The organism is Mycobacterium sp. NGS33 (genome assembly GCF_059812885.1).
Map to the genome: position 1 here is coordinate 83,514 of NZ_JCALDN010000001.1, position 23,444 is coordinate 106,957.

Genomic DNA, 23,444 nt, shown 5'->3' on the forward strand with positions numbered 1-23,444 from the left:
CTCGAGTGGTGGGTGCTCGGGCTCTCGAAAAAGTCTCGCGTTGGGTCAGTTCGACGAAGGTTCGGCGTCGGCGGCGTCGGCGTCCGGTGCCGCGCCGCCCCCGGGTCCTTCCGGATGGCGCGCCTTGGCGCGAGTCTTCGCGCCGCGGTGCGGTGCCAGCACCATCGTCATGTTGCGGCCGTCCTGCTTGGCGGACGTTTCGACGAAGCCGTATTCGGCGACGTCGGCTCCCAGGCGCTGAAGCAACCGATAGCCCAGCTCGGGCCGCGACTGCTCACGTCCGCGGAACATGATGGTGACCTTCACCTTCGATCCCGCCTCCAGGAAGCGGATGACGTGACCCTTCTTGGTCTCGTAGTCGTGATCGTCGATCTTCGGTCGCAGCTTCTGTTCTTTGACGACCGTCTGCTGCTGGTTCCGGCGGGACTCGCGCGCCTTTTGCGCCGCTTCGTATTTGAACTTGCCGTAGTCCATGATCTTGCAGACCGGCGGTCTGGCGTTCGGGGCAACTTCGACAAGGTCGAGATCGGCGTCCGCAGCGACGCGCAGTGCGTCTTCGATGCGCACTATGCCTACCTGCTCTCCCCCTGGGCCGATCAATCGGACTTCAGGTACGCGAATGCGCTCGTTGACGCGGGTCTCAGTGCTGATGGGGCCTCCCTTGTTGGGCTTGTATGTCCGGTGACGACCGCCTGGGTCGGTCCGGGAACCAGCGGCGGAGACACCACACCACTAGCAAAAAAGCCCTGCACAAGCAGGGCCCAATGCCGACCGATCGCGGCTGGAAACTACCCGAGCCGCCCGCGTCACCCGCGGAACAGGCATACGCGATGCCTGTGACCGGACCGCTTAACCTTGGAAGATCCGCAACGGGATTTCATCGGCTGGCGGTGGGAGTGGGACTCCACTTAACTGTTCCTGGCATTCGCCGGGATGGTCGCAGCCGCTAGTTTAGCAGCCTTGAGGTGGCATTTAGCACTTCGGCCGGACGACCCCGCCGCGACGGGCGCCACCCGGGCCCGAAATCAGCCGCCAAACTCGGTGCCGCCACTCTTAGCGCTTCGACAAGCTTTTCACGGATTGAGGGCATATCCTCGCGGTCTGTGACACTCGCATCTCCTGGTTCGAGGCCCGGCTCGGGTCCTCGTTCGGGCCCGCGTTCGGGGCCTGGCGGCCGGTCGAACTCGCGGTACCGCTGGGTGCCGGCGGCGGCCGGGTGGACCGTGGGCGTCATCGCGACGGTGTCGCTGCTGGGCAGCGTGTCCCCGCTGATCCGCTACCTGATCAAGGTCCCCCGCGAGTTCATCAACGACTACCTGTTCAACTTCCCGGACACCAGCATCGCGTGGTCGTTCATCCTGGCCCTGCTGGCCGCGGCCTTGACCGCACGCAAGCGCATCGCCTGGCTGCTGTTGCTGGCCAACATGATTCTGGCCGCCGCGCTGAACGCCGCCGACATCGCGGCGGGCGACAACACCGCCGCGGAGATTTTCGGCGAGAACCTCGGCTTCGCCGTCCACATCGTGGCGATCGTGCTGCTGGTGCTGGCCTACCGGGAGTTCTGGGCCAAGGTCCGCAAGGGCGCGCTGGTCAAGGCGGCCGCGGTGCTCGTCGCCGGCGACGTGGTGGGGATCGCAGTGTCCTGGGGCCTAGTCGAGATGTTCCCGGGAACGCTGGCCCGCCAGGATCGCCTCCCGTACGTGGCCAACCGGGTGGTCGGCTTCGCGCTCGCGGATCCGGACCTGTTCACCGGCCGACCGCACGTCTTCCTCAACGCGATCTTCGGGTTGTTCGGGGCGCTGGCGCTGATCTTGGCGACGATCGTGCTCTTCCAGTCCCAGCGCGCCGAGAACGCACTGACCGGCGAGGACGAATCGGCCATCCGCGGGCTGCTCGAGCTCTACGGCAAGAACGACTCCCTGGGCTATTTCGCCACCCGCCGCGACAAGTCGGTGGTCTTCGCCCCCAGCGGACGCGCCGCCGTCACCTACCGCGTCGAGATCGGCGTCTGCCTGGCCAGCGGTGACCCGATCGGCGACCCGAGGGCGTGGCCGCAGGCCGTGGACGCCTGGCTGGGTCTGTGCCAGACGTACGGGTGGGCCCCCGGGGTGATGGGGGCCAGCACCCAGGGGGCGCGCGCCTATCGCGAGGCCGGTCTCAACGCGCTCGAACTCGGCGACGAAGCCATCCTGCGGACCTCCGAATTCAAGCTCTCCGGGCCCGACATGCGCGGGGTCCGTCAGGCCGTGACCCGCGCCCGCCGGGCGGGCCTGACCGTGCGGATCCGGCGCCACCGCGACATCACCGCCGACGCGATGGCCGAGACCATCACCCGCGCCGACGCGTGGCGCGACACCCAGACCGAGCGCGGCTTCTCCATGGCGCTGGGCCGACTGGGCGACCCCGCCGACGGGGACTGCCTGCTGGTCGAGGCGCTCGACCGCGACGGCGGCGTCGTCGCGATGCTGTCGCTGGTTCCGTGGGGCACCACCGGCGTCTCCCTGGACCTGATGCGCCGTTCGCCGCAGTCCCCCAACGGCACCATCGAGCTGATGGTCAGCGACCTGGCGCTCAACGGCGAAGCCCTTGGCATCACCCGCATTTCGCTGAACTTCGCGATGTTCCGTTCGGCATTCGAACAGGGCGCCCAGCTGGGCGCCGGGCCCGTCGCCCGCCTCTGGCGCGGGCTGCTGCTGTTCTTCTCGCGGTGGTGGCAGCTGGAGACGCTGTACCGCTCCAACATGAAGTACCAGCCCGATTGGGTGCCGCGCTACGCCTGCTACGAAGACGCCCGCCTGATTCCGCGAGTCGGTGTCGCTTCGGCCCTCGCCGAGGGGTTCCTGGTGCTGCCGTTCGGCCGGCGCAAGACACACACCGGCCATTACCCCGCCGTTCCGGCCAGGCTGGCCGAATCCGGACTGCTGCACCACGACGGCAGCGCCCCGGACGTCAGCGGCCTGCGGGAGCGCCGCGAGTCCGCCGACGAGGAGGAGTCCAGGTCTCGGCTCCCCGAGCAGGTTCGGGTGCGCCTGGCCAAGCTGAAGATCTTGCAACGCAACGGCGTCGACGCGTATCCGGTGGGGGTCCCGCCCACCCACACCGTCGCCAAGGCGCTCGACGCGGACGATCGCGAGGACATCACCGTCTCGGGCAGGATTCTGCGGATCCGCGACTACGGCGGGGTGCTGTTCGCCCAACTGCGCGACTGGTCGGGGGAAATGCAAGTGCTGCTGGACAATTCGCAGCTGCAGCGGGGACGGACCGCCGACTTCACCGCGGCCATCGACCTGGGTGACCTGGTCGAGGTGTCCGGGCACATGGGCTTTTCCAAGAAGGGAAGCCGCTCGCTGATCGTCGCCGACTGGCGGATGATCGGTAAGTGCCTGCGGCCCCTGCCGAACAAGTGGAAGGGGCTGACCGACCCGGAGGCGCGGGTGCGGACCCGCTACGTCGACCTGGCCGTCAACCCCGACTCACGCGAGCTGATCAAGGCGCGCAGCGACGTGTTGCGTTCGGTCAGGCAGACGCTGTTCGCCAAGGATTTCATCGAAGTCGAGACCCCGATCCTGCAGCAGATCCACGGCGGCGCCACCGCGCGGCCCTTCGTCACGCACATCAACACCTACGACCTGGACCTGTTTTTGCGCATCGCGCCCGAGCTCTACCTGAAGCGGTTGTGCGTCGGCGGCGTGGAACGGGTCTTCGAATTGGGCCGCGCCTTCCGCAACGAGGGCGTCGACTTCAGCCACAACCCGGAGTTCACCCTGCTGGAGGCCTACCAGGCCCACGCCGACTACACGGTGTGGATCGACGGCTGCCGGGAGATCATTCAGAACGCCGCCGAGGCGGCGCACGGCGAGCAGGTCGTGCTGCGGCGCGGCGCCGGGGGCGACGGCCGGCTGGAACCTGTCGACATCTCCGGGGTCTGGGCGGTCAAGACCGTCTATGACGCCGTGTCCGACGCGCTGGGCGAGCACGTCGACCCCGGCACGTCGCTGTCCGTCCTGCGCAAGCTGTCCGACGCCGCGCACATCCCCTATCGGGCGCACTGGGATGCCGGCGCGGTGGTGCTGGAACTGTACGAGCACCTGGTCGAGGACCGGACCGAGGAGCCGACGTTCTACATCGACTTCCCGACCTCGGTGTCGCCGCTGACCCGGCCGCACCGCAGCGCACCGGGCGTCGCCGAGCGGTGGGACCTGGTGGCCTGGGGAGTTGAGCTGGCCACCGCCTACAGCGAGCTCACCGATCCGGTCGAGCAGCGCCGCCGCCTGCAGGAGCAGTCGCTGTTAGCTGCCGGCGGGGATCCCGAGGCGATGGAGCTCGACGAAGACTTCCTGCAGGCGATGGAGTACGCGATGCCGCCCACCGGCGGACTCGGGATGGGTATCGATCGGCTCGTCATGCTCATAACCGGCCGCAGCATCCGGGAGACATTGCCATTTCCGCTGGCCAAGCCGCATTAGCGGCGGCCCCGAACGTCCGTGCAGCGCAGAGCGAACATTGGGTGAATCCGTTCCAGGCCGGTTAACTTTAGATCACAATGAGTCACGTGACAGCCCCGACCGACAGCCCTGCGGCGCAGTTCCTGGCAAGTAGCCACACCTCGCTGATGCATGGCTGGGTGCCGGTGACGATCCAGGCGCTCGCCGCGGTGGCGCTGGTCGCGGCGGTCGGCTGGCGCTCGCGCCGCTGGCGCACGGTGTGGCTGCCGGTGGCCGCGCTGGCCGGCGGCGTCGCGGCCTACCTCACGCACTGGTACATCGTCGACCACGGGCTCTCCGATGACCCCGCCCCGGCGGCGCTGTGGCTGTGGATCACGCTGACGGGCATGGCCGCGGCCGTGCTGGTGCTGGGCTGGCGCACCGCGCGCCGCTGGCGGCGCGGCGCCGCGGTGCTGGCCGTACCGCTGTGCTTGCTCAGCGCGGCGCTGGTGCTCAACCTGTGGGTCGGCTACTTCCCCACCGTGCAGTCGGCGTGGAGCCAGCTGACGTCGGGCCCGCTGCCCGATCAGACCGATCAGGCCACCGTTACGGCGATGGCCGCCAGCCGAATCCGGCCCGCGCACGGCACCGTCGTGCCGGTGGCGATCCCTTCCGACGGGTCGCACTTCAAACACCGCGGCGAGCTGGTCTACCTGCCGCCCGAATGGTTCGCGACCACCCCGCCGCCGGCGTTGCCGACGGTGATGATGATCGGCGGGCAGTTCAACACGCCCGCGGACTGGACCCGCGCGGGCAACGCCGTCAAGACCATCGACGACTTCGCGGCCGCGCACGACGGCAAGGCGCCGGTGCTGGTGTTCGTCGATTCCGGCGGCGCGTTCAACAACGACACCGAATGCGTCAACGGGGTTCGGGGCAACGCCGCCGATCACCTGACCAAAGACGTTGTGCCATTTATGATTTCGACCTTCGCGGTGAGCACACACCCGTCCAACTGGGGCGTCGCGGGCTGGTCCATGGGCGGCACCTGCGCGGTCGATCTGACCGTCATGCACCCCGAGCTGTTCAGCGCGTTCGTCGACGTCGCCGGTGATTTCTTTCCCAACGCGGGGAACAAGGCCCAGACCATCGCCAGGCTGTTCGGTGGAAACGCCGACGCCTGGGCCGCTTTCGACCCGACCACGGTGATCAGCCGGCACGGGCCGTATCGCGACGTGGCCGGCTGGTTCGCGATTTCGTCCGACGGCCCGCCGCCCCGCCGTGATCTGCAACTGGCCGACACCGGCGCCATCCGCCTCGCCGGACGCGAGGCGGCCGCCAACCCCGGCAATCAGACCGCGGCCGCCTATTCGCTGTGTGCGATCGGCCGCTCCAACGGAATCGACTGCGCGGTGGTCCCGCAGCCCGGCAAGCACGACTGGCCCTTCGCGGACCGGGTATTCGCGGCCTCGCTGCCCTGGCTGGCCGGCGAGTTGGGCACGCCGGGAATCCCGCGGACACCGTTGCCCGCCGCGTCCGCGCCCGGCGCCGGCGCCCCGGTGGTCGTGCCGGCCGAGCATTCCAACACCGCCAAGCGATAGCCCGGTGTATTCCGTTGCGCGCGTTCGGCGTGCGGTGTTCTCGCGGCACTGCCACCCGCTGAGCGCATGGACGCGGTGGGCGAGCACACCGCTGATCCTGGTGCCCGTCTGGACGCGACGGTGGCGCCACGCAGCCTGGATTGCGCTGTGGCTGGCCGTCAATCCGGTGGTGTTTGGCGCGCCGGCGCACCATCACGCATGGTCGACGCGGGCGATGCTGGGCGAGGAGCTGTGGATCACCCGCCGGCCCCGCGACGCGGCGATGGTGGTCAGCGCGGCCTCGTCGGCGGCCGCCATGGTGGGGATAGTCGCCGCGCGCCGGCATCGGCTGCTCCCGGCGCTGATCGCCGTCGCCCTGCAGATGGCGTTGACGCTGGTGTACTGGGAACAGATGGTCCGGCATTTCGAGCGGCAGTCGCAGTGACGCACGGGATCTGATGCGCGGATACGGTTGTCCGATACACCCGTACCGCGACGCGATACGGGTGTATTGTCCGGCCGTGGGACTGACCCGGCTGTTTCCGTATGACCCGCCCCCTCCAGCAGAGCCGACGCTCAAGGAGCGGTTCGCGACGCCGCACTGAGCTGCTTTGCTGTTCGCGGCATCGCCGCAACCACGCTGCGCGCAATCGCCGAGGCCGCGGACGTTTCGATTGGGCTGATACAGCACCACTTTCGCACCAAGGCCGCACTGACAGCCGCCGTCGATCAGTACGTCCTGCAGACGGTGAGCGAGGCATTGGAAGCCCCCACGCTGTCCGAGCCGCCCTCCGACAGTCTCAACGAGGCCGGGCGCCGTCTGACCGCACTGATGGTCGAACGTCCCGACGTGATGACCTATCTCGGCCGTGCGCTCGCCGAGGGCAGCGCATTAGGCTGGGTCATCTTCACCGGGCTGGTGGGTATCAGCGCGGGCCAGGGCGAACAGTTCGGGCGACAGGGCAAGCTGCGAGCAGACCTCGATCCCGATTGGGGGGCGCTCAACCCGCTCATCTTGCGCATCGGCGCGATCATTCTGCATCCCTATATCGAGCTCTACCTGGGTGAGGCGTTCTTCAGCGAGCCACAGCTGCGGCGCTGGGACGCCGCGGTCACGAGCCTGATACGGCGCGGGCAGTTCGCCGAGCGAACGGAGCTGCGGGAGAACGACATGATCGCTCAGTGAGCGGCCAAACGCCGCGTTACCGCGGCCGGCACACCAGTCAGGTGCTATACACGAAACACCATGGACGAGCGCACGGTAACCGCGTACAGCGCACACATTCTCGACACCGATGAGCCCGGCGACCGTCTGATATTGGAGCGGCTGCGCGCCGATCCCGCCGTCGAGATCGTCGACCGGCTCGACGCGCAATTGGCCAATCTGCGCGGCCTGCGCCCAGCGCCGGATTCGACGCTCCTCGGCGAAGGGACGCGGTGGGCGTACTACCCGTGGCGGCGTGCCGTCGTTGCGGTGCTGGGGCCGCACGGGTTTCGGGCGCTACGACTTGATCGCAACAGAAACAACATCACCATTGAGGAACAGACCAAGCTCGGCTCGCTGACCATCGGCGTCGCCGGTCTGAGCGTCGGCCATGTCATCGCGCACACCTTGGCGATGCAGGGATTGTGTGGCCGCCTTCGCCTGGCGGATTTCGATCACCTGGAACTGTCGAATCTGAATCGCGTGCCCGCCACCGTGTTCGACCTCGGGTTGAACAAAGCTCAGGTCGCGGCACGCAGGATTGCCGAACTCGATCCCTACCTGGCGGTGGATGTGTTCGATGCGGGAATCACCGCGGACACGATCGACGCCTTTCTGGATGGGTTGGACATCGTCATCGAAGAGTGCGATTCGCTCGACATGAAGGTCGCCCTGCGGATGGCGGCCCGCGCCAGGCGTGTTCCCGTGTTAATGGCGACCAGCGACCGGGGGCGGGTCGACGTCGAACGGTTCGATCACAATCCCGACCGTCCCGTCATGCACGGGTTGCTGGACCAGCTCGATGTCGAGCAGGTGGCGGGCATGAGCAACCGCGAGAAGCTCCCGCACATGCTGCGTTACGACGAAGCCGAGCACATCTCGCCCCGCACCGCCGCATCGCTCCTCGAGATCGACCGATCGCTGTCGACGTGGCCGCAGTTGGCGTCCGATGTCATCGTGGGCGCCGCGGCAATGGCCGAGGCCGTGCGCAGGATCGGCTTGGGTGAGGACCTGAGATCCGGCCGCTGCCGCATCGACACCGGCTGGGCGCTCGACCAACTGGGCGAAGTCGAGACGCCCCAGCATCACCCCGCGCGTGACAACGAACCGGGAAGCGACCCGGCCGGTCCCGCAGTCGACGACACGATCGTCGCCGCCGCGATGCGCGCCCCCTCGGGGGGAAACAGCCAGCCGTGGTGCATCGACGCGCAACCGGCCAGGCTCACCATAAGCGTCGCCCCAGAACATACTTCGGCGATGGACGTGGGCTTCCGCGGCAGCGCCGTCGCGGTGGGGGCCGCCCTGTACAACGTCAGGATCGCCGCCGCCGCCCGTCAGATGCTCGGCCCGGTGAGCGTTTCCGAAGACGTAGACGGTTCGCCGGTACGGGCCACCATGCAATTCGGAAACGGTAGCGACCCTGCCCTGGCCGATCTGTATGAACCGATGGTCGTGCGCGAGACCAACCGCCATCGCGGAACGCCACAACCACTTGACGATCACACGAAAAAAATGCTCGCCGTCACCGCCGAGCGCGAGGGCGCGCGTCTGCACCTAGTCACCGAGCGAGACGACCTTTCGCGGGCCGCAACGATTTTCGGTGCGGCCGACCGCATCCGGTACCTGACGCGGCAACTACACACCGAGATGGTCTCGGAACTGCGCTGGCCCGGGGATCCCGACCCCGACACCGGGATCGACGTGCGTTCCCTCGAACTCGACGCCAGCGACCTGGCGCTGATGGACATTGTGCGCCGCCCCGACGTCATGGCTTACCTCGCCGACTGGAACGCCGGCAGCGCCTTGGGTGACGGCATGCGCGACGAAGTCCTCGGCAGTTCTGCGCTGGCGGTGCTCACCGTGACCGGGGGCCGCCTCAGCGACTACGTCCGCGGCGGGTCGGCCGTGGAGGCGGTATGGATCGTCGCCCAGCGCGAAGGCCTCGCCGTCCGGCCGTTGTCACCTGTCTTCTTGCACGCGCGAAATGCCGCCGAACTCCATGAGTTGTCAGCCGGCTTCGCCGACGAATTAGCGCGATTACAAGACGATTTCGTGCGCCTCACCTCGACCGCTCCCGACGAATCCATCGTGCTGGCCTTGCGCTTGACCGCCGCACCGCCGGCGTCTGTATCCAGTCGCCGCAGCCTGAGCCGGGTCCGTTTCCAAGGCCTCTGACGTGCCACCGTCGCGCGGCGAGCGCCATCGGCGCCACAGCACCTCAGAACGGTTTCGCCGTGAATCCCCACCGCAACAAGGCCGACTCGCGGCGGGCCCTCCCCCGCAATGCGGGGTCGCGCGTGCCGGTCACACCGTGCGGTTCGCCGCGCGACCCGAATGTCCAGTACGCCTGCAGATAGGGCACCGGTGTCGAATGGCCGCAATGCATTTCGTGCAGTCCTGCTGCCGCGAGCTCTGTCGACAGTTCCGCGAAGGTGAACGCCGCCGCCTCGCTTGCAATGGCATCCTGGCGCAGGACGGGCGGCGAGGCGGGGTCGGCGATCTCCAGCATCTTGGGGGCGGCCTCCGGGTCGCGCAGGCGCTGAAAATCGGAAATCCACACCGCCGCACCGCTGCGGCGTTGGAGGTCGGCGATCTGTCGGAGGGCGCCACGCAGGGTGTCGAAGTCCGGTAGCTGATGCAGGGTCCACATGCAGGAGATGGCGTCCCACCGACGTGTTGAAATCTGATCCGGCAATGCGGTGATGTCGTCCTGCCGAAGGTCGACACGCTCCCCCAGGCCCTCGGCGTCGAACAGCTCTCGCGCCGTGGACAGCATGTTCGGGGCCAGATCGACGGCGGTGGCCCGAACGTCGGGCCGTCGGCGCAGGACGGCGCTGAGCGCGCGGCCTGACCCGACGCCGAGGTCCAGCAGGTGGCCGCCGGGCGGCAGCAGCGCATCAAGCGCGCGAGCGCACAAGTCGTACACCGCGAGCATCCCCGGGTTGGATCCGCCACCGGTGTGAAACTGGGCCACCGACTCCGGGTCGTCCACCACCATCGGCTCAGGAATGCGCTCACGCCCCGCCGGATGCGACCGCTCACGCAAGACGATGCCGGGCATCCGCCACAGGGGCCGAATTCTCTTCACCCTCGACCTTTCATGGAGTCCGCGTCATCGATTTCGAGTCAGGTTCTGGCTACCGACGAGCACTGGGCCAACTGTCGTACATGATTATCAACCCGTCCCTGCAATTTCACTGGCAGCCCGGTGAATTCGCCGCGTCGAAACGGATGTGCTGGAATACTTGTCCGGTCAGCGGGGGCCGGCAAGCTTTTGGCCTGCGCGGTCCCATTGGATCGGCACAGGCAACATCATTATCCGCGGGAGGTAGGCGTGGTTCAGGCCCTTGCGAGTGACGAAATCAAGTACTTACCCCTGCCGCCGGTGAACCCGATGCCCTTTCGTCAGCGCCTCGCGGCGGTGCGCGAATTCAGCACGGGAACGGAAAGGCTGCGAGACGCCGGCGGCCGGGTGAGCTTTTTCACCCTGGGGCCGCGATGGCTGATGCCACCGATGGTGCTTGCGACGTCTCCGGAAGCCATCCGCGACATCCTCAGTACCAAAGACGATTCCGTCGACAAGACCACACCGGTCTTCGAGCAGGTGCGCCACATCATCGGTGCCAGTCTCACCGATCTTCCCTTCGAGCCATGGAAGTCACGTCGGCGCACCCTACAGCCGGTGTTCACCAAACAGCGGGTGAGCGAGTTCGGCGGTCACATGGAACAGGCGGCGCAATCGGTGAGCGAGGGGTGGCAGGAGGGCGCCGTCATCGATCTGGACGCCGAATGCCGCACGATCACGTTGCGCGCGCTTGGCCGGTCGGTGCTCGGACTCGACCTGGAAGAACGGGCCGGCGAGGTTGTCGAGCCGCTACGGGTCGCGTTGGCCTACGCGGTCAGGCGCGCGACGAATCCGCTTCGGGCGCCTCGCTGGTTGCCCACACCGGCGCGGCGGCGCGCCCGATCGGCAAGCGCCAAACTCCACGCTCTGACGGAAGAGATCTTGCGGGACTGTCGCGCCGACCCGACACGAGTCGCACCCCTGGTCCACGCGCTCATCGCGGCGCAGGATCCGGTAACCGGAAAGCGGTTGACCGATAAGGAGATTTGCGACGAGTTGGTCATGTTCCTCTTCGCCGGCCACGACACCACGACGACGGCCTTGACCTATGCCCTCTGGGCGCTGGGACATCACCCCGATTACCAAGAGCGCGTTGCCGCCGAAGTCGCAGCCCTACCGGATCGGCCACTGACGTCTGACGACCTACCCCACCTCGCATACACGATGCAGGTGATACGGGAGTCGCTTCGCCTGTGCCCGCCGGCCCCCACCGGCACGCGCATGGCCTCTCGCGACGTCGCGGTGGCCGGCTATCGGGTGCCCAAGGGCACCATGCTCATCGTTGGGCGGATGGCCGTACAGCGCGACCCGCAACTTTGGGAGGATCCCCTCCGGTTCGACCCCGACAGGTTCAGTCCCCACCACTTCAAGGCGCTCGATCGGTGGCAATACGTGCCTTTCGGTGGCGGACCGCGCTCCTGCATCGGCGACCATTTCGCCATGCTCGAAGTGACGCTCGCCTTGGCAACCCTCATCCGAGGAGCCGAAATCCGCTCTCTCGACGACGAATTTCCGCTCGCGCTGCACTTCACCATGATTGCCGGCGGTCCGGTGCGCGCTCGCATTCGACCGCGTCGCTCGCCCGGTGCGCCGACCAGCTAACGCGCTTGCGCCGCGTTCCCTCGTCGAGAAAGCTCATCGGAGCCGAGCCCATGCGGTCTTGATCACACTCGGGCGTCAACGTGAGCGAATCATTGCTAGACACCCTATGCAATGCCAAACGCAGCGCAGCGGTTACCGCTACGGTTAGGGCAATGTCGGGCACCCTGGACCACCTGGTCACCGCTGCCGCCGCCGAGTTGATGGCGGCCACCGTGGCGGACTCTGCCGCGATCAGCCAACGCGTGCTCGGCAACCTGGTTCGCGACCTGGGGGTGGACTTCAGCTTCCTGCGCCACAACGACCACACCATCCGCGCGACGCGCCTCATCGCCGAATTCCCGCCACGCAACGCCGACCCGGACCCGATCGGTCTGGTGTATTTCGCCGACGCCGACTCCATCTTCGCGCGCACCGAACACCTCAAGGCGCCCGAGGTGGTCCGTCCCGAGCCTGAGAACGCCGACTATCAGCACCGGATCGAAGAGGGCACTGGCGCTCCCGCCGTCTCGCTGGCCGCTGTTCCGCTGCTGTCCGGCGACGTCACCACCGGCACGCTCGCCTTCGGCAAGCTCGGCGACCGTGAATGGTTAGCCGAAGAACTCAACGCGCTACAGGCGATCGCCGCGCTTTTCGCGCAACTGCAGGCCCGCGTCGTCGCCGAACAGCAAATTCACTACCTCGCTGAGCACGATGAACTCACCGGACTGCTGAACCGCAGGGCGCTCATCGCGTACCTCGACGACCGGCTCGAGAAGGGGCAGCCCGGGCCGGTTTCCGTCGTGTTCCTCGCCATAGACCGCTTCAAGGTCATCAACGGTCGCCTCGGCCAAGACGCTGGCGATCGATTCATCGAGAACTTCGCCGCGCTGCTGCGCGAGGCCACCCAGATTCCCTCCGTCATCGCCCGTTTCGGCGGTGACGAGTTTGGCGTCGTGCCCGCCGCGGCCATGGATGTCGAGGCCGCCGAGACGTTCGCCCGCTCGCTGCACGATCGGGTCCACCTGCCGATTCCCATCGACGGTGAGACGCTCAGTCGCACCGTGAGTATCGGCGTCGCGGCCGGCCTACCCGGGGACGAGACCACGTCGGACCTGCTACGGCGGGTCGACCAGGCCACCCGGTCGGCCAAGGCGTCCGGCGGCAACAGCGTCGCGACCTTCCGCCCGGAAATGTCGACGACAGACATGATCCGCAACGACATCGAGCTGCACCTGGAAGGGATGATCGAGGGCGGTGGCGGCGCGTTGGTGCTGCACTACCTCCCGGAGTTTGACATGCGCACCGGCGAGATCCTCGGCACCGAGGCGCTAATACGTTGGCAACACCCGACTCTGGGGCTGCTGATGCCCGATTCGTTCATCCAGGTCGTGGAATCGATCAACCTCGGTGCCAAACTGGGCCGCCTCGTAATGCGCTCGGCGTGCGCGCAATTCGGGCTCTGGCGGTCACACGGTGTCGGCAACGGCATGGTGCTTCGCATCAACGTATCCCCCGTGCAGCTCGTCACCGCCGGTATCGTCGACACGGTCGCGGCCACCCTCGACGAGTTCGGGCTGGATCCCAGCACCGTATGTCTGGAAATCACCGAAAGCGTTGTGGTCCAGGATATCGACGCCACACGTCAGACCTTGTTCGGCTTGAAGGACGTCGGGGTACAGATCGCCATCGACGACTTCGGCACCGGCTACAGCGTGTTGACCTATCTGAAATCTCTGCCCGTCGATTCGCTGAAGATCGATAAAGGGTTTGTCCAAAATCTGGATACCAACGCCGGCGATTTGGCGATCGTGCGCTCGACGATGGCCCTGGCCGACGCGTTCGGGCTCGATGTCGTCGCCGAGGGGGTGGAATCCGTGGCCGCGGCCGAGAGGCTGCTCAGCCTGGGATGCCATCGCGCACAAGGTTTTCTGCTGTCACGCCCCCTCGACAGCGTGGCAATGGAGTCGCTCCTGGCCAAGCGCGCCATACCGATGAACTTCTCCACCACCCGGTTCCCGGGAACAGGGAACGCGGTGTAAACCCGCCGAACCCACGGCACGCGCTCAGTCGCGATATTGCAGCAGGTAGTAATACGCCCGGGTCTTCCTATCGTCGAGCTCCTGCTCGTCGCCGGTGAACAACAGCGTCCAGTCGGGAGTGAAACGTTGTTGGATCTCGGCGTGACTGATGCCGGGCACGCCGAACCGGCCTCCGGGAGGGAACGCGGCAATGAACAACCGCGCGCCCGGTGCCGCCACGGCGCCGACTTCCCGGACGTACGCCTCACGGTCGGCGCCACTCATGTTGTGGATGCAACCGTTGTCGACGATCAAGTCGAAGCCTGTTCCGATCCCGGACTGACTCAGCTGCGTCACGTCGGCACGGACGAAGTCGACCGAGACACCGGCTTTGCCGGCCTTCGCTTGCGCCTTTTCAAGCGGCTTCGCGACATAGTCGACCGCAGTGACCTGCCAGCCCCGCTGGGCAAGGTAGACGGCGCAGTCCCCGGTCCCGCAGCCGACGTCGAGGGCCCGCCCGGTGCGCAGCGCGGGCGTGTCCCCAGTTCCCTCGACGAGATCCCGCAGACCTTGGCCGATCGGGTGGCCCTCCCACGGCGTGAAGCCGATCCGGTAGAAGAACCGAAATCGCGTGTGTCGAGAAGCCATAGCCGCAATGATGACATTCGCGCCAACCGGCCCGACAGCGGCTTCCCGGTTTCACCGGTGGGATGCGACGACCTAGCACACTGTCGCGGGCAGCCGGGAACGCCTCGGCACCACGTCATTTCCCGCTACGCCGAGATGCGGTTGAGGATTTCGGCGTTCTCTGCGCACATCAGCTTGAATTGACCGGGTTCCGCGTGGGTGGCAATGGTGCGGCGGTCCCACCACATCACCTTGGTTCGGTAGTCCTCGGTGGGATAGGCCGCCGCAGGCACCCGGTTGGCCACGACACCCCCGGAGGACTGCCACTGCTCGAGCACGTGCGCCGCCGCGGTGGCCATCACGAACTGAACACCCAGCAACGTCATCATCGGCAGCGCGGTGCGGGCCAGCACCGTGGACAACGCCCGATTGCCATATTCGCGAGAATTAGTCCACGCGCTTTTCACCTCCACGACGCCAAACGGAAGCCGGTTGGAAATCATATGGCGCAGCAACGGAAGACCCGGGTTGCCTTTCCATTCCTCGAGAGCGTGGGAGTCCTCCGGCGAGCGCAAAGGCCCGACGACACGCGTACCGCCGACGACGCGCCCGTGTGGGTCGAGCGCGGCAAAAAACAGGGACGTGTCGACCCCGTCCTGAATGTGCTCGAGGTCAAGCACCCAATCCAGCCCGTGCCGGCGATAGCTGTTCAGCGCGCCTTCCAAGTACTGATTCCACAGATCAGGCTCCGCGGCCGGTGTCGACGCGATGACCCGGCACCCCGTCGCGTGATCGTGCCAACCGAACCCCGATTCCGACCACGGGCCGGCAATCCCGGGCTCCGCGATTTGCGCCGCTTCCATACGTGACCTCCGCTTATTCGCCGTTACTAACGGGTATTTTTTTGAACGGTTTGGTTTGCTAATTCGACTCGCGACGAATTAACCAAAGGGATTGTGACATAAACGGACGAATTCGACCGCTCAGCCAGGGCATAGGGCGCAAAAGACCCTTGTGTACCTTTTGTTTTGGTGGGCGGGGCCGCGACCGTCCGGCGACACCGATATTGACGCTTCCGCATTCAAAACGCCGACGCGATTTCGACCGCTCGTCGCAGTACCGTGACGGCATGCCCGACACACCAACCACTTCCGGGGCCGGCGGACCCGGCCCGGACTACGACGACTCCGGTGTGCCGACCTTCGAGTCGGTGCGCGATCAGATCGAGGCCCGGTACGCGACGGCGCAGGGCGCCGCCGAGCTCGATGCGGAATCACCCGAGGGCCGCTCGGTCGACAAACAGTACGACGAACGACGGCGCGCCGCGGCCGAGCGGCTGGCCCAGATTCGCGACGCGATGAAGCCCGAGAAAGGTTGACGCGCGGGCTCAGGCGGTGACTTTGCGACGCCGGTTCGATCGCTGCGGGGCGCCCGATGCCGCCGGGCCCCTGCCGATCACCTCGGCGAGGAACTTGCCGGTGTAGCTCTCCGGCACCGCGGCGACATCCTCCGGAGTGCCTTCCGCGACAACGGTTCCGCCCTCGGCGCCGCCTTCCGGACCCATGTCGACGATCCAGTCGGAGGTCTTGATCACGTCCAGGTTGTGTTCGATGACGATGACCGTATTGCCTTTGTCGACAAGGCCGTTGATGACCTTCAGCAGCTTGCGGATGTCGTCGAAATGCAGACCCGTGGTGGGCTCGTCGAGGATATACACGGTGCGCCCGGTCGAGCGCTTCTGCAGTTCGGCGGCCAGCTTGACGCGTTGCGCCTCGCCGCCGGACAGTGTGGGCGCGGGCTGGCCGAGCCGCACATAGCCCAGCCCGACGTCGACCAGGGTGCGCAGGTAGCGGTGGATGCCGGTGATGGGCTCGAAGAACTCCGCCGCCTCCTCGATGGACATGTCCAGCACTTCGGAGATGGTCTTGCCCTTGTAGTGCACCTCGAGGGTCTCGCGGTTGTAGCGGGCGCCGTGGCAGACCTCGCACGGCACGTACACGTCGGGCAGGAAGTTCATCTCGATCTTGATGGTGCCGTCACCGGTGCACGCCTCGCAGCGGCCGCCCTTGACGTTGAAGGAGAACCGACCCGGTTGATAGCCACGGACTTTGGCCTCGGTGGTGGCGGCGAACAGGGTGCGGATCTTGTCGAACACCCCGGTGTAGGTGGCCGGGTTGGACCGCGGTGTGCGGCCGATCGGCGACTGGTCCACCCGCACCAGCTTGTCCAGGTGGTCGAGCCCGGTGACCCGGGTGTGCCGGCCGGGAACCTGGCGGGCGCCGTTGAGCCGGTTGGCCAGCACCGCCGCCAGGATGTCGTTGACCAGGGTCGACTTGCCGGAACCCGACACCCCGGTCACCGAGGTGAGCACGCCGAGCGGGAACGAGACGTCGATGCCGCGCAGGTTGTGCTCGCGGGCGCCGACGACGGTGAGCCGCCGCTTGTCGACCGGGCGCCGCTTCGCGGGCATCTCGATGCGTTCCTTGCCCGACAGGTAGGCGCCGGTGATCGAGTCTTTGTTCGCCAGCAGCTCGCTGTAGGTGCCGCTGTGCACGATCTCGCCGCCGTGCTCACCGGCCCGCGGGCCGATGTCGACGATCCAGTCGGCGTGCGCGATGGTGTCCTCGTCGTGCTCGACGACGATCAGCGTGTTGCCCAAACCCCTTAGGCGAGTGAGGGTTTCGATGAGCCGGCGGTTGTCACGCTGATGCAGCCCGATGGACGGCTCGTCGAGCACATAGAGGACGCCGACCAGACCCGACCCGATCTGGGTGGCCAGCCGAATGCGTTGCGCCTCACCGCCGGACAGCGTGGCCGCGGCGCGCGACAGCGACAGGTACTCCAGCCCGACGTCGAGCAAAAAGCCCAGCCGCGACTGGATTTCCTTGAGCACCTGACCGGCGATCGCCTTCTCGCGGACGCCGAGGGTGAGTGCGTTCAGGAAGTCCGCGCAGTCCGAGATCGACAGTTCGCAGACCTCGGCGATGGACTTCGCGCCCCGGTCCCCCGCGGCGAGCGTCACGGCCAGGATCTCCGGCTTGAGCCGGGTGCCCTCACAGACCGGGCAGGGCACGTCACGCATGAATCCTTCGTAGCGTTCCTTCATCTGCTCGGATTCGGTCTGCGCCATCTTGCGCTGCAGGAACGCCAGCACGCCTTCGAAATCGGCGTAGTAGGACCGGGTGCGCCCGTACCGGTTGCGGTACCGCACATGCACCTGGTGGTCGGAGCCCTCCAGAATCGCCTTGCGGGCCTTGGCCGGAAGCTTGCGCCACGGGGTGTCGACGTCGAAGCCCAGCTCGTCGCCGAGGCCGGCCATCATCCGGGTGAAGTACTCCGCGGTGTGGCCCGTCGACCACGGGGCCACCGCGCCCTCGGCCAGGGTGCGCTCCGGGTCGGGCACCACCAGATCGGGGTCGACCTCCTTGCGGATGCCCAGGCCGCTGCACTCCGGGCAGGCGCCGTAGGGCGAGTTGAACGAGAACGACCGCGGTTCCAGGTCGTCGACCGCCAGCGCGTGCCCGTTGGGGCAGGCCAGTTTCTCGGAGAACCGCTGCTCCCGGTTGTGCGCGTCGTGTTCGTGGTCGACGAACTCGAGCACCACGATGCCGTCGGCCAGGTTCAGCGCGGTCTCCACGGAATCGGTGAGCCGCTGCTTGGCGGACGCCTTGACGGTGAGGCGGTCCACCACCACCTCGATGTCGTGCTTTTCCTGCTTCTTCAGCTTGGGCGGGTCGGTCAACGGGTGCACGACGCCGTCGACCCGCACCCGGCTGTAGCCCTGGGCGTTGAGTTTCTCGAAGAGGTCGGCGAATTCGCCCTTGCGGGTGCGCACCACCGGCGCGAGCACCAGGAATCGGGTGCCTTCCGGCATCGCCAGGACCTGATCGACGATTTGCTGTGGGGTCTGCCGGGCGATCCGCTCGCCACAGATCGGGCAGTGCGGCGTGCCGGCCCGCGCGTAGAGCAGCCGCAGGTAGTCGTAGACCTCGGTGATGGTGCCGACGGTCGATCGCGGGTTGCGGTTGGTCGACTTCTGGTCGATGGAGACCGCCGGCGACAGTCCCTCGATGAAGTCGACGTCGGGCTTGTCCATCTGGCCCAGGAATTGGCGCGCGTAGGCGGACAGGGACTCCACGTAGCGGCGCTGCCCCTCGGCGAAGATCGTGTCGAAGGCCAGCGACGATTTCCCCGAACCCGACAACCCGGTGAAGACGATCAGCGCGTCGCGGGGCAGGTCGAGATCGACGCCGCGCAGGTTGTGTTCGCGGGCGCCCTTGACGATCAGACGGTCAGCCAACGCTGCCCCTCTCAGAACTCTCTGGCAACTTCTCGTGGCCTCCTGGTAGCCCAAGTGCGCATCCCGAACCGGAATTGCGCACGGCGCATTCCATGCTATGTGCCCATACCGACAAGCAAGTTTTGACCAGTAGCGTGACCGGTATGACTGCAGTGGACGACAACTACACCGGACACGTCGACCCCGGCACCGCGGCCCGCCGGACCCTACCCGGCGCCACGATCCTAAAGGTCTCGGTCGGCCCCATGGACAACAATGCGTATCTGATCACTTGTTCCGCTACCGGCGAAACACTGTTGATCGACGCCGCCAACGACGCGGACCTCCTGCTCGATCTGATCCGGCAGAACGCGCCGAAGCTGTCGCTGATCGTGACCAGCCATCAGCACTTCGACCACTGGCAGGCACTGGAGGCGGTGGCCGCCGCCACCGGCGCGCCGACGGCCGCCAACGAGATCGACGCGGAGCCGCTGCCGGTCAAGCCGGACCGTTTGCTGTCGGGCGGTGACACCGTGCAGATCGGTGAGCTGACCTTCGACGTCATCCACCTGCGCGGGCATACCCCGGGATCGATCGCGCTGGCCCTGGACGGCCCGGCGACCGGCGGTGTCACCCAGTTGTTCACCGGCGACTGCCTGTTCCCGGGCGGCCTCGGCAAGACTTGGCAGCCCGGCGATTTCACCCAGCTGATCGAGGACGTCAGCACCCGGGTGTTCGACGTCTACGACGACTCCACCGTCATCTACCCCGGCCACGGTGACGACACGGCGTTGGGCGCCGAGCGTCCCCACCTGGGCGAATGGCGCGAGCGGGGCTGGTAGCCGCCCGGCGTCGGGACGCTAGGACGTGGTGTGCACGATCAGCACGTCGGTCTTGGCCCGACGCGAGACGTTGGCCGGCACCGACCCCAGCAGCCGGCCGGCGATGGTGCTCAGGCCGACGTTGCCGACCACGAGCAGGTCGGCCTGCTCCTCCTCGGCGAGGTGCACCAACGCGTCGACCGGGGCCCCGACAATGGGTCGCTCGTCGATGTTCTTCGCACCGGCGGCGTGGGCGCGGTCCTTGGCGTCACGCAGAATCGCGTAAATCGGCGCGGTCCCCGAAACCTTGTAGCTTTCGTCCCGCAGGACATCGGCCGCCCGGGCGTCCTCGTGTTGGGGCAAATACGCCGACGCCACGATCAGCTTGGCGTCGGACCCGGCGATCTGTGCCGCCTTCTCTACCGCGCGCATCGACGAATCCGAGCCATCGGTTCCTACCACCACAGTCCGATAGGCGCCCATTTACCCTCCCAGTTTCGGTTGGTCAGCCAACCCAAGACAGTAGCGCGTTTGCTCGATGCGCAGGAGACAGATTAGCCACACCGCGCGGCGTGGCGCGCCCGCAATTTACGGGTGTGGGCTGGGCCAACGGACAATATCGGCAATGGCAAAACAATCAAAAGCGCGCGGCCAACGTGGAAAACATTGCATTAAGCCGCTTTTCGTGAATATCGCCACGAACAATGGATGCGCCGGACGCAGTTTGTGAGCCCTTCGGTGGGCCGCGCCTTAAAGTAACAAGCATCATGTCCATGCCCACCCTCGAGCCCACCCTCGAGCCGCGCGCCGGGGATGCCGCCGCCGAGCCCGGGCCCGCGAGGACCCGCGGCAGATTGCTGGACCCGTGGGCGATCGCCCTGTTCGCCACCGCTGTCAGCGCCGCGTGGGCCTGTCGTCCGTCGCTCTGGTTCGACGAGGGGGCGACCATATCGGCGTCGGCCAGCCGGACGTTGCCGGAGCTGTGGCGGTTGCTCGGCCACATCGACGCCGTCCACGGGGCGTACTACCTGCTGATGCACGGCTGGTTCGCCCTTTTCCCGCCCACCGAGTTCTGGTCGCGTTTCCCGAGCTCGCTGGCCGTCGGGGCCGCCGCCGCCGGGGTCACGGTGTTCACCAAGCAGTTCTCCACCCGGCCCACCGCGATATGCGCGGGCGCGATTTTCGCCATCCTGCCGCGCACCACCTGGGCGGGCATGGAGGCGCGTCCGTATGCCTTCGTGGCGGCCGCGGCGGCCTGGCTGACGGTGTTGTTCGTCGCCGCCGTCCGGCGCGGCAGGCCGCGCGGATGGGTGTGGTACGCGCTGGGGTTGATGCTGGCGATACTGCTCAACCTCAACCTGGTGCTGTTGGTGCCGGTGTACGGGGCCATGCTGCCGCTGCTCGCACCGAAGGGCGCCCGCAGATCTCGGGTGCTCTGGTGGGCCGGCGGCTCCGTCGTCGCGGTGGCCGCCATGACGCCGTTCATCCTCTTCGCGCACAACCAGGTGTGGCAGGTCAACTGGATCTACCCCGTCAGCTGGCATTACGCGTTCGACATCATCCTGCGCCAGTACTTCGACCACAGCGTGGCCTTCGCCATCGCCAGCGCGGTCCTGATCGTCGCGGCGGTCGCGACCCGGCTGGCCGGCGTGCCGTCCCCGGCCGGCGACCTACGCCGGCTGCTGATCATCGCCACGGCATGGACGGTGATTCCCACCGCGCTGGTCGTCGTCTATTCGGCCGTCATCGAGCCGATCTACTACCCGCGCTACCTGATCTTCACCGCGCCCGCGATGGCCGTCGTCCTGGCCGTCTGCGTCGTCACCGTCGCCCGCCGACCCTGGCCGATCGCCGGCGCGGTGCTGGTGTTCGCCGTCGCCGCCGTGCCGAATTACCTGTTCGTGCAGCGGTGGCCGTACGCCAAGGAGGGCTGGGACTACAGCCAGGTCGCCGACCTGATCAGCTCGCACGCCGCCCCCGGCGACTGCCTGATGGTGGACAACACCGTGCCGTGGCGGCCCGGGCCGATTCGTGCGTTGCTGGCCACCCGCCCGGCGGCCTTCCGGTCGTTGATCGACGTGGAGCGCGGCGTGTACGGGCCGAAGGTGGGATCGCTGTGGGACGGGCACGTCGCCGTGTGGCTGACGACCGCCAAAATCAACAAATGCCCGGCGATCTGGACGATCACCAACAAAGACAATTCGCTGCCGGACCATCAAGCGGGCCCGTCGCTACCGCCGGGCACCGCGTTCGGGCGCGCGCCGGCGTATCGATTCCCGGGCTATCTGGGCTTCCGCATTGTCGAACGGTGGCAATTCCATTACTCGCAGGTCGTCAAGTCCACGCGGTGATGTCGGCGTTCAGCCGTTGGTGGCGACCGGCTGGGCTTGGCGCGTCGCGCGCGTGGCGGCGTAGGACACCGCCACGCCGGCGGCGCTCAACGCGGTGAACACCGTGAACAACAGGTGCGCCGCCATCTCCTCGCCGCCGGTGGCGGTGTTGACGACGACGCCGGCCAACCCGGCTCCGATCGCTGCGGAGGTCAGCTGCACGGTGTTGATCGCCGCGGACGCCGCGCTGCCCTCGGCCGGGTCGGCGACGGACGCCATCGCGCGGGCCGACAGGTGCGGCCAGGCCATCCCGATCCCGATGCCGGCGACCAGCAGCGCGACCGCCCAGAGCGCCGCGGTGCCGGCCGAACCGTCACCGTGGCGTGCCACCGCACCCAGCGCCAGGCCCGCCGCCACCACCATCGGCGCCACCAGGACCACCCGCCCGATCGTCCGCGGGTGCTCCAGTGAAGCGCTGACGATTTCGCTGACCGTCCAGCCCACCGCGAGCGCCGCCCCCAGGAACCCCGCCGCGATCGGCGTCAGGTGGGCCAGTCGCTGCCCGAACAACGGCACGTAGGTGGTCACCATCGCCGCGCCCATCAGCACGCCCATGGTGAGGTAGATCCACTTCAGCGGCCCGGGCGAGAAGACGCTGGGCGGCAGGATGGCCGCGTGCATGCGCCAGTCGACGATCACGAACACGCCGACCAGGCCGATGCCCGCCGCCAGCAGCCCATACGTCGCGGCGGTGTTATGCGGAATCTGCGCGACGCTGACGGCCAGCGCGGCCACCCCGATGATCAGCAGCGACCACACCGGCACCCTCATCCTCGGGACGCCGGTGGTGGGGCTGACGCGGGCCAGCGCGACCGGGACCAGCAGCGCCATCAGCACGGTCAGGACGGCCATCGCGACGAACGCCCAGCGCCAGATGCCGAACTGCGCGAACAGGCCGCCGGTCGTGGGCCCGACGACGGTCGCGACCCCCCACATCGCCGACACCAGCGCCGAGCCCCGCGTCCACAACCAGCGGGGCAAGGCGGAGTTGATCACCGCGTAGCCCAGGCCGGCCAGCAAGCCCCCGGCCACCCCCTGCATGGCCCGTCCAGCAATCAACACGTGCATGGTCGGGGCGGCAGCGCAAACCAGGCTGGCGATGCCGAACACGACAAGTCCCAGCAGATACGACGCCCGAGCGCCGACGCGCAGCAGCATCGGATTGACCATCGTCGCCGCGACCACCGACCCGACGAGATATAGGGTCGTCACCCACGCGTAGAGCCGGCTGCCGCCGATTTCTGCGATGGTGTTGGGCAACAAGCTGGTGGTCAGGAACTCGTTGGTGGCGTAGAGCGCTACCCCGCCGGCCAGCAGGATGGAAGTCCTCAGATACCTCGGGCCCAGCAGCTCACGCCAGCCGCCGGTGATAGTCGCCGCGTCGGTCACTCCTCCA

At 67.3% G+C, this 23,444-nt stretch carries 16 protein-coding genes and 1 pseudogene; 10 read left to right on the forward strand and 7 right to left on the reverse strand.

The window, feature by feature from the left end; genetic code table 11:
- Window positions 1–45: 45 nt before the first annotated feature.
- Window positions 46–651, reverse strand: a complete 606-nt coding sequence (infC, locus tag AC5Y5B_RS00350) for a translation initiation factor IF-3 (protein WP_112634441.1) — start codon at window positions 649–651, stop codon at window positions 46–48.
- A gap of 428 nt (window positions 652–1,079) precedes the next feature.
- Here infC and lysX point away from each other — a divergent pair, with 428 nt between their 5' ends.
- The 5 genes and pseudogenes from lysX to AC5Y5B_RS00375 all read left to right on the forward strand — a co-directional run bounded on the left by lysX (window position 1,080) and on the right by AC5Y5B_RS00375 (window position 9,383).
- Window positions 1,080–4,466 (forward strand): bifunctional lysylphosphatidylglycerol synthetase/lysine--tRNA ligase LysX, encoded by a 3,387-nt coding sequence (lysX, locus tag AC5Y5B_RS00355; RefSeq protein WP_500003771.1) that lies wholly within the window; start codon window positions 1,080–1,082, stop codon window positions 4,464–4,466.
- 77 nt (window positions 4,467–4,543) lie between these two features.
- Window positions 4,544–6,025, forward strand: a complete 1,482-nt coding sequence (locus tag AC5Y5B_RS00360) for an alpha/beta hydrolase (RefSeq protein ID WP_500002560.1) — start codon at window positions 4,544–4,546, stop codon at window positions 6,023–6,025.
- A 4-nt stretch (window positions 6,026–6,029) separates the two neighbouring features.
- Window positions 6,030–6,449, forward strand: coding sequence for a DUF6653 family protein (locus AC5Y5B_RS00365; RefSeq protein WP_500002563.1), 420 nt, complete (start codon window positions 6,030–6,032; stop codon window positions 6,447–6,449).
- A 76-nt stretch (window positions 6,450–6,525) separates the two neighbouring features.
- Window positions 6,526–7,190 (forward strand): annotated as a pseudogene (locus tag AC5Y5B_RS00370) (TetR/AcrR family transcriptional regulator).
- A gap of 60 nt (window positions 7,191–7,250) precedes the next feature.
- Window positions 7,251–9,383, forward strand: a complete 2,133-nt coding sequence (locus tag AC5Y5B_RS00375; RefSeq protein WP_500002569.1) for an Rv1355c family protein — start codon at window positions 7,251–7,253, stop codon at window positions 9,381–9,383.
- Window positions 9,384–9,426: 43 nt separating this feature from the next.
- Here the strand turns inward: AC5Y5B_RS00375 and AC5Y5B_RS00380 are convergent, their stop codons facing one another.
- Entirely contained in the window at window positions 9,427–10,269 is an 843-nt protein-coding gene (locus AC5Y5B_RS00380) for a class I SAM-dependent methyltransferase (protein WP_500002571.1), read from the reverse strand.
- Between the two features lie 273 nt (window positions 10,270–10,542).
- On the opposite strand from AC5Y5B_RS00380, the gene AC5Y5B_RS00385 reads away from it, so the two are divergent.
- Together AC5Y5B_RS00385 and AC5Y5B_RS00390 are read left to right on the forward strand one after the other, a co-directional pair.
- On the forward strand, window positions 10,543–11,934 hold the full coding sequence (locus tag AC5Y5B_RS00385; protein WP_112634445.1) for a cytochrome P450: 1,392 nt from the start codon (window positions 10,543–10,545) through the stop codon (window positions 11,932–11,934).
- Window positions 11,935–12,086: 152 nt separating this feature from the next.
- Entirely contained in the window at window positions 12,087–13,952 is a 1,866-nt protein-coding gene (locus AC5Y5B_RS00390; protein WP_112634446.1) for a putative bifunctional diguanylate cyclase/phosphodiesterase, read from the forward strand.
- A gap of 24 nt (window positions 13,953–13,976) precedes the next feature.
- Here AC5Y5B_RS00390 and AC5Y5B_RS00395 read toward each other — a convergent pair whose 3' ends face one another.
- Together AC5Y5B_RS00395 and AC5Y5B_RS00400 are read right to left on the reverse strand one after the other, a co-directional pair.
- On the reverse strand, window positions 13,977–14,579 hold the full coding sequence (locus AC5Y5B_RS00395; protein ID WP_112634447.1) for a class I SAM-dependent methyltransferase: 603 nt from the start codon (window positions 14,577–14,579) through the stop codon (window positions 13,977–13,979).
- 125 nt (window positions 14,580–14,704) lie between these two features.
- Window positions 14,705–15,421 (reverse strand): hypothetical protein, encoded by a 717-nt coding sequence (locus tag AC5Y5B_RS00400; protein ID WP_500002575.1) that lies wholly within the window; start codon window positions 15,419–15,421, stop codon window positions 14,705–14,707.
- 266 nt (window positions 15,422–15,687) lie between these two features.
- On the opposite strand from AC5Y5B_RS00400, the gene AC5Y5B_RS00405 reads away from it, so the two are divergent.
- The gene (locus AC5Y5B_RS00405) at window positions 15,688–15,936 is read left to right on the forward strand and encodes a hypothetical protein (protein ID WP_500002578.1); all 249 of its coding nucleotides are present in this window, start codon (window positions 15,688–15,690) and stop codon (window positions 15,934–15,936) included.
- A gap of 9 nt (window positions 15,937–15,945) precedes the next feature.
- Here AC5Y5B_RS00405 and uvrA read toward each other — a convergent pair whose 3' ends face one another.
- Window positions 15,946–18,858: an excinuclease ABC subunit UvrA gene (uvrA, locus tag AC5Y5B_RS00410; RefSeq protein ID WP_500002582.1), complete on the reverse strand. Its 2,913-nt coding sequence runs from the start codon at window positions 18,856–18,858 to the stop codon at window positions 15,946–15,948.
- A 143-nt stretch (window positions 18,859–19,001) separates the two neighbouring features.
- On the opposite strand from uvrA, the gene AC5Y5B_RS00415 reads away from it, so the two are divergent.
- Window positions 19,002–19,679, forward strand: coding sequence for an MBL fold metallo-hydrolase (locus AC5Y5B_RS00415; RefSeq protein ID WP_500002587.1), 678 nt, complete (start codon window positions 19,002–19,004; stop codon window positions 19,677–19,679).
- A gap of 18 nt (window positions 19,680–19,697) precedes the next feature.
- On the opposite strand, the gene AC5Y5B_RS00420 is transcribed toward AC5Y5B_RS00415, so the two are convergent.
- The gene (locus AC5Y5B_RS00420) at window positions 19,698–20,141 is read right to left on the reverse strand and encodes a universal stress protein (protein ID WP_112634451.1); all 444 of its coding nucleotides are present in this window, start codon (window positions 20,139–20,141) and stop codon (window positions 19,698–19,700) included.
- Between the two features lie 284 nt (window positions 20,142–20,425).
- Here AC5Y5B_RS00420 and AC5Y5B_RS00425 point away from each other — a divergent pair, with 284 nt between their 5' ends.
- Window positions 20,426–22,009 (forward strand): mannosyltransferase, encoded by a 1,584-nt coding sequence (locus AC5Y5B_RS00425; RefSeq protein WP_500002595.1) that lies wholly within the window; start codon window positions 20,426–20,428, stop codon window positions 22,007–22,009.
- 9 nt (window positions 22,010–22,018) lie between these two features.
- Here the strand turns inward: AC5Y5B_RS00425 and AC5Y5B_RS00430 are convergent, their stop codons facing one another.
- The gene (locus AC5Y5B_RS00430) at window positions 22,019–23,437 is read right to left on the reverse strand and encodes an MFS transporter (RefSeq protein ID WP_500002597.1); all 1,419 of its coding nucleotides are present in this window, start codon (window positions 23,435–23,437) and stop codon (window positions 22,019–22,021) included.
- Between the last annotated feature and the right edge of the window lie 7 nt (window positions 23,438–23,444).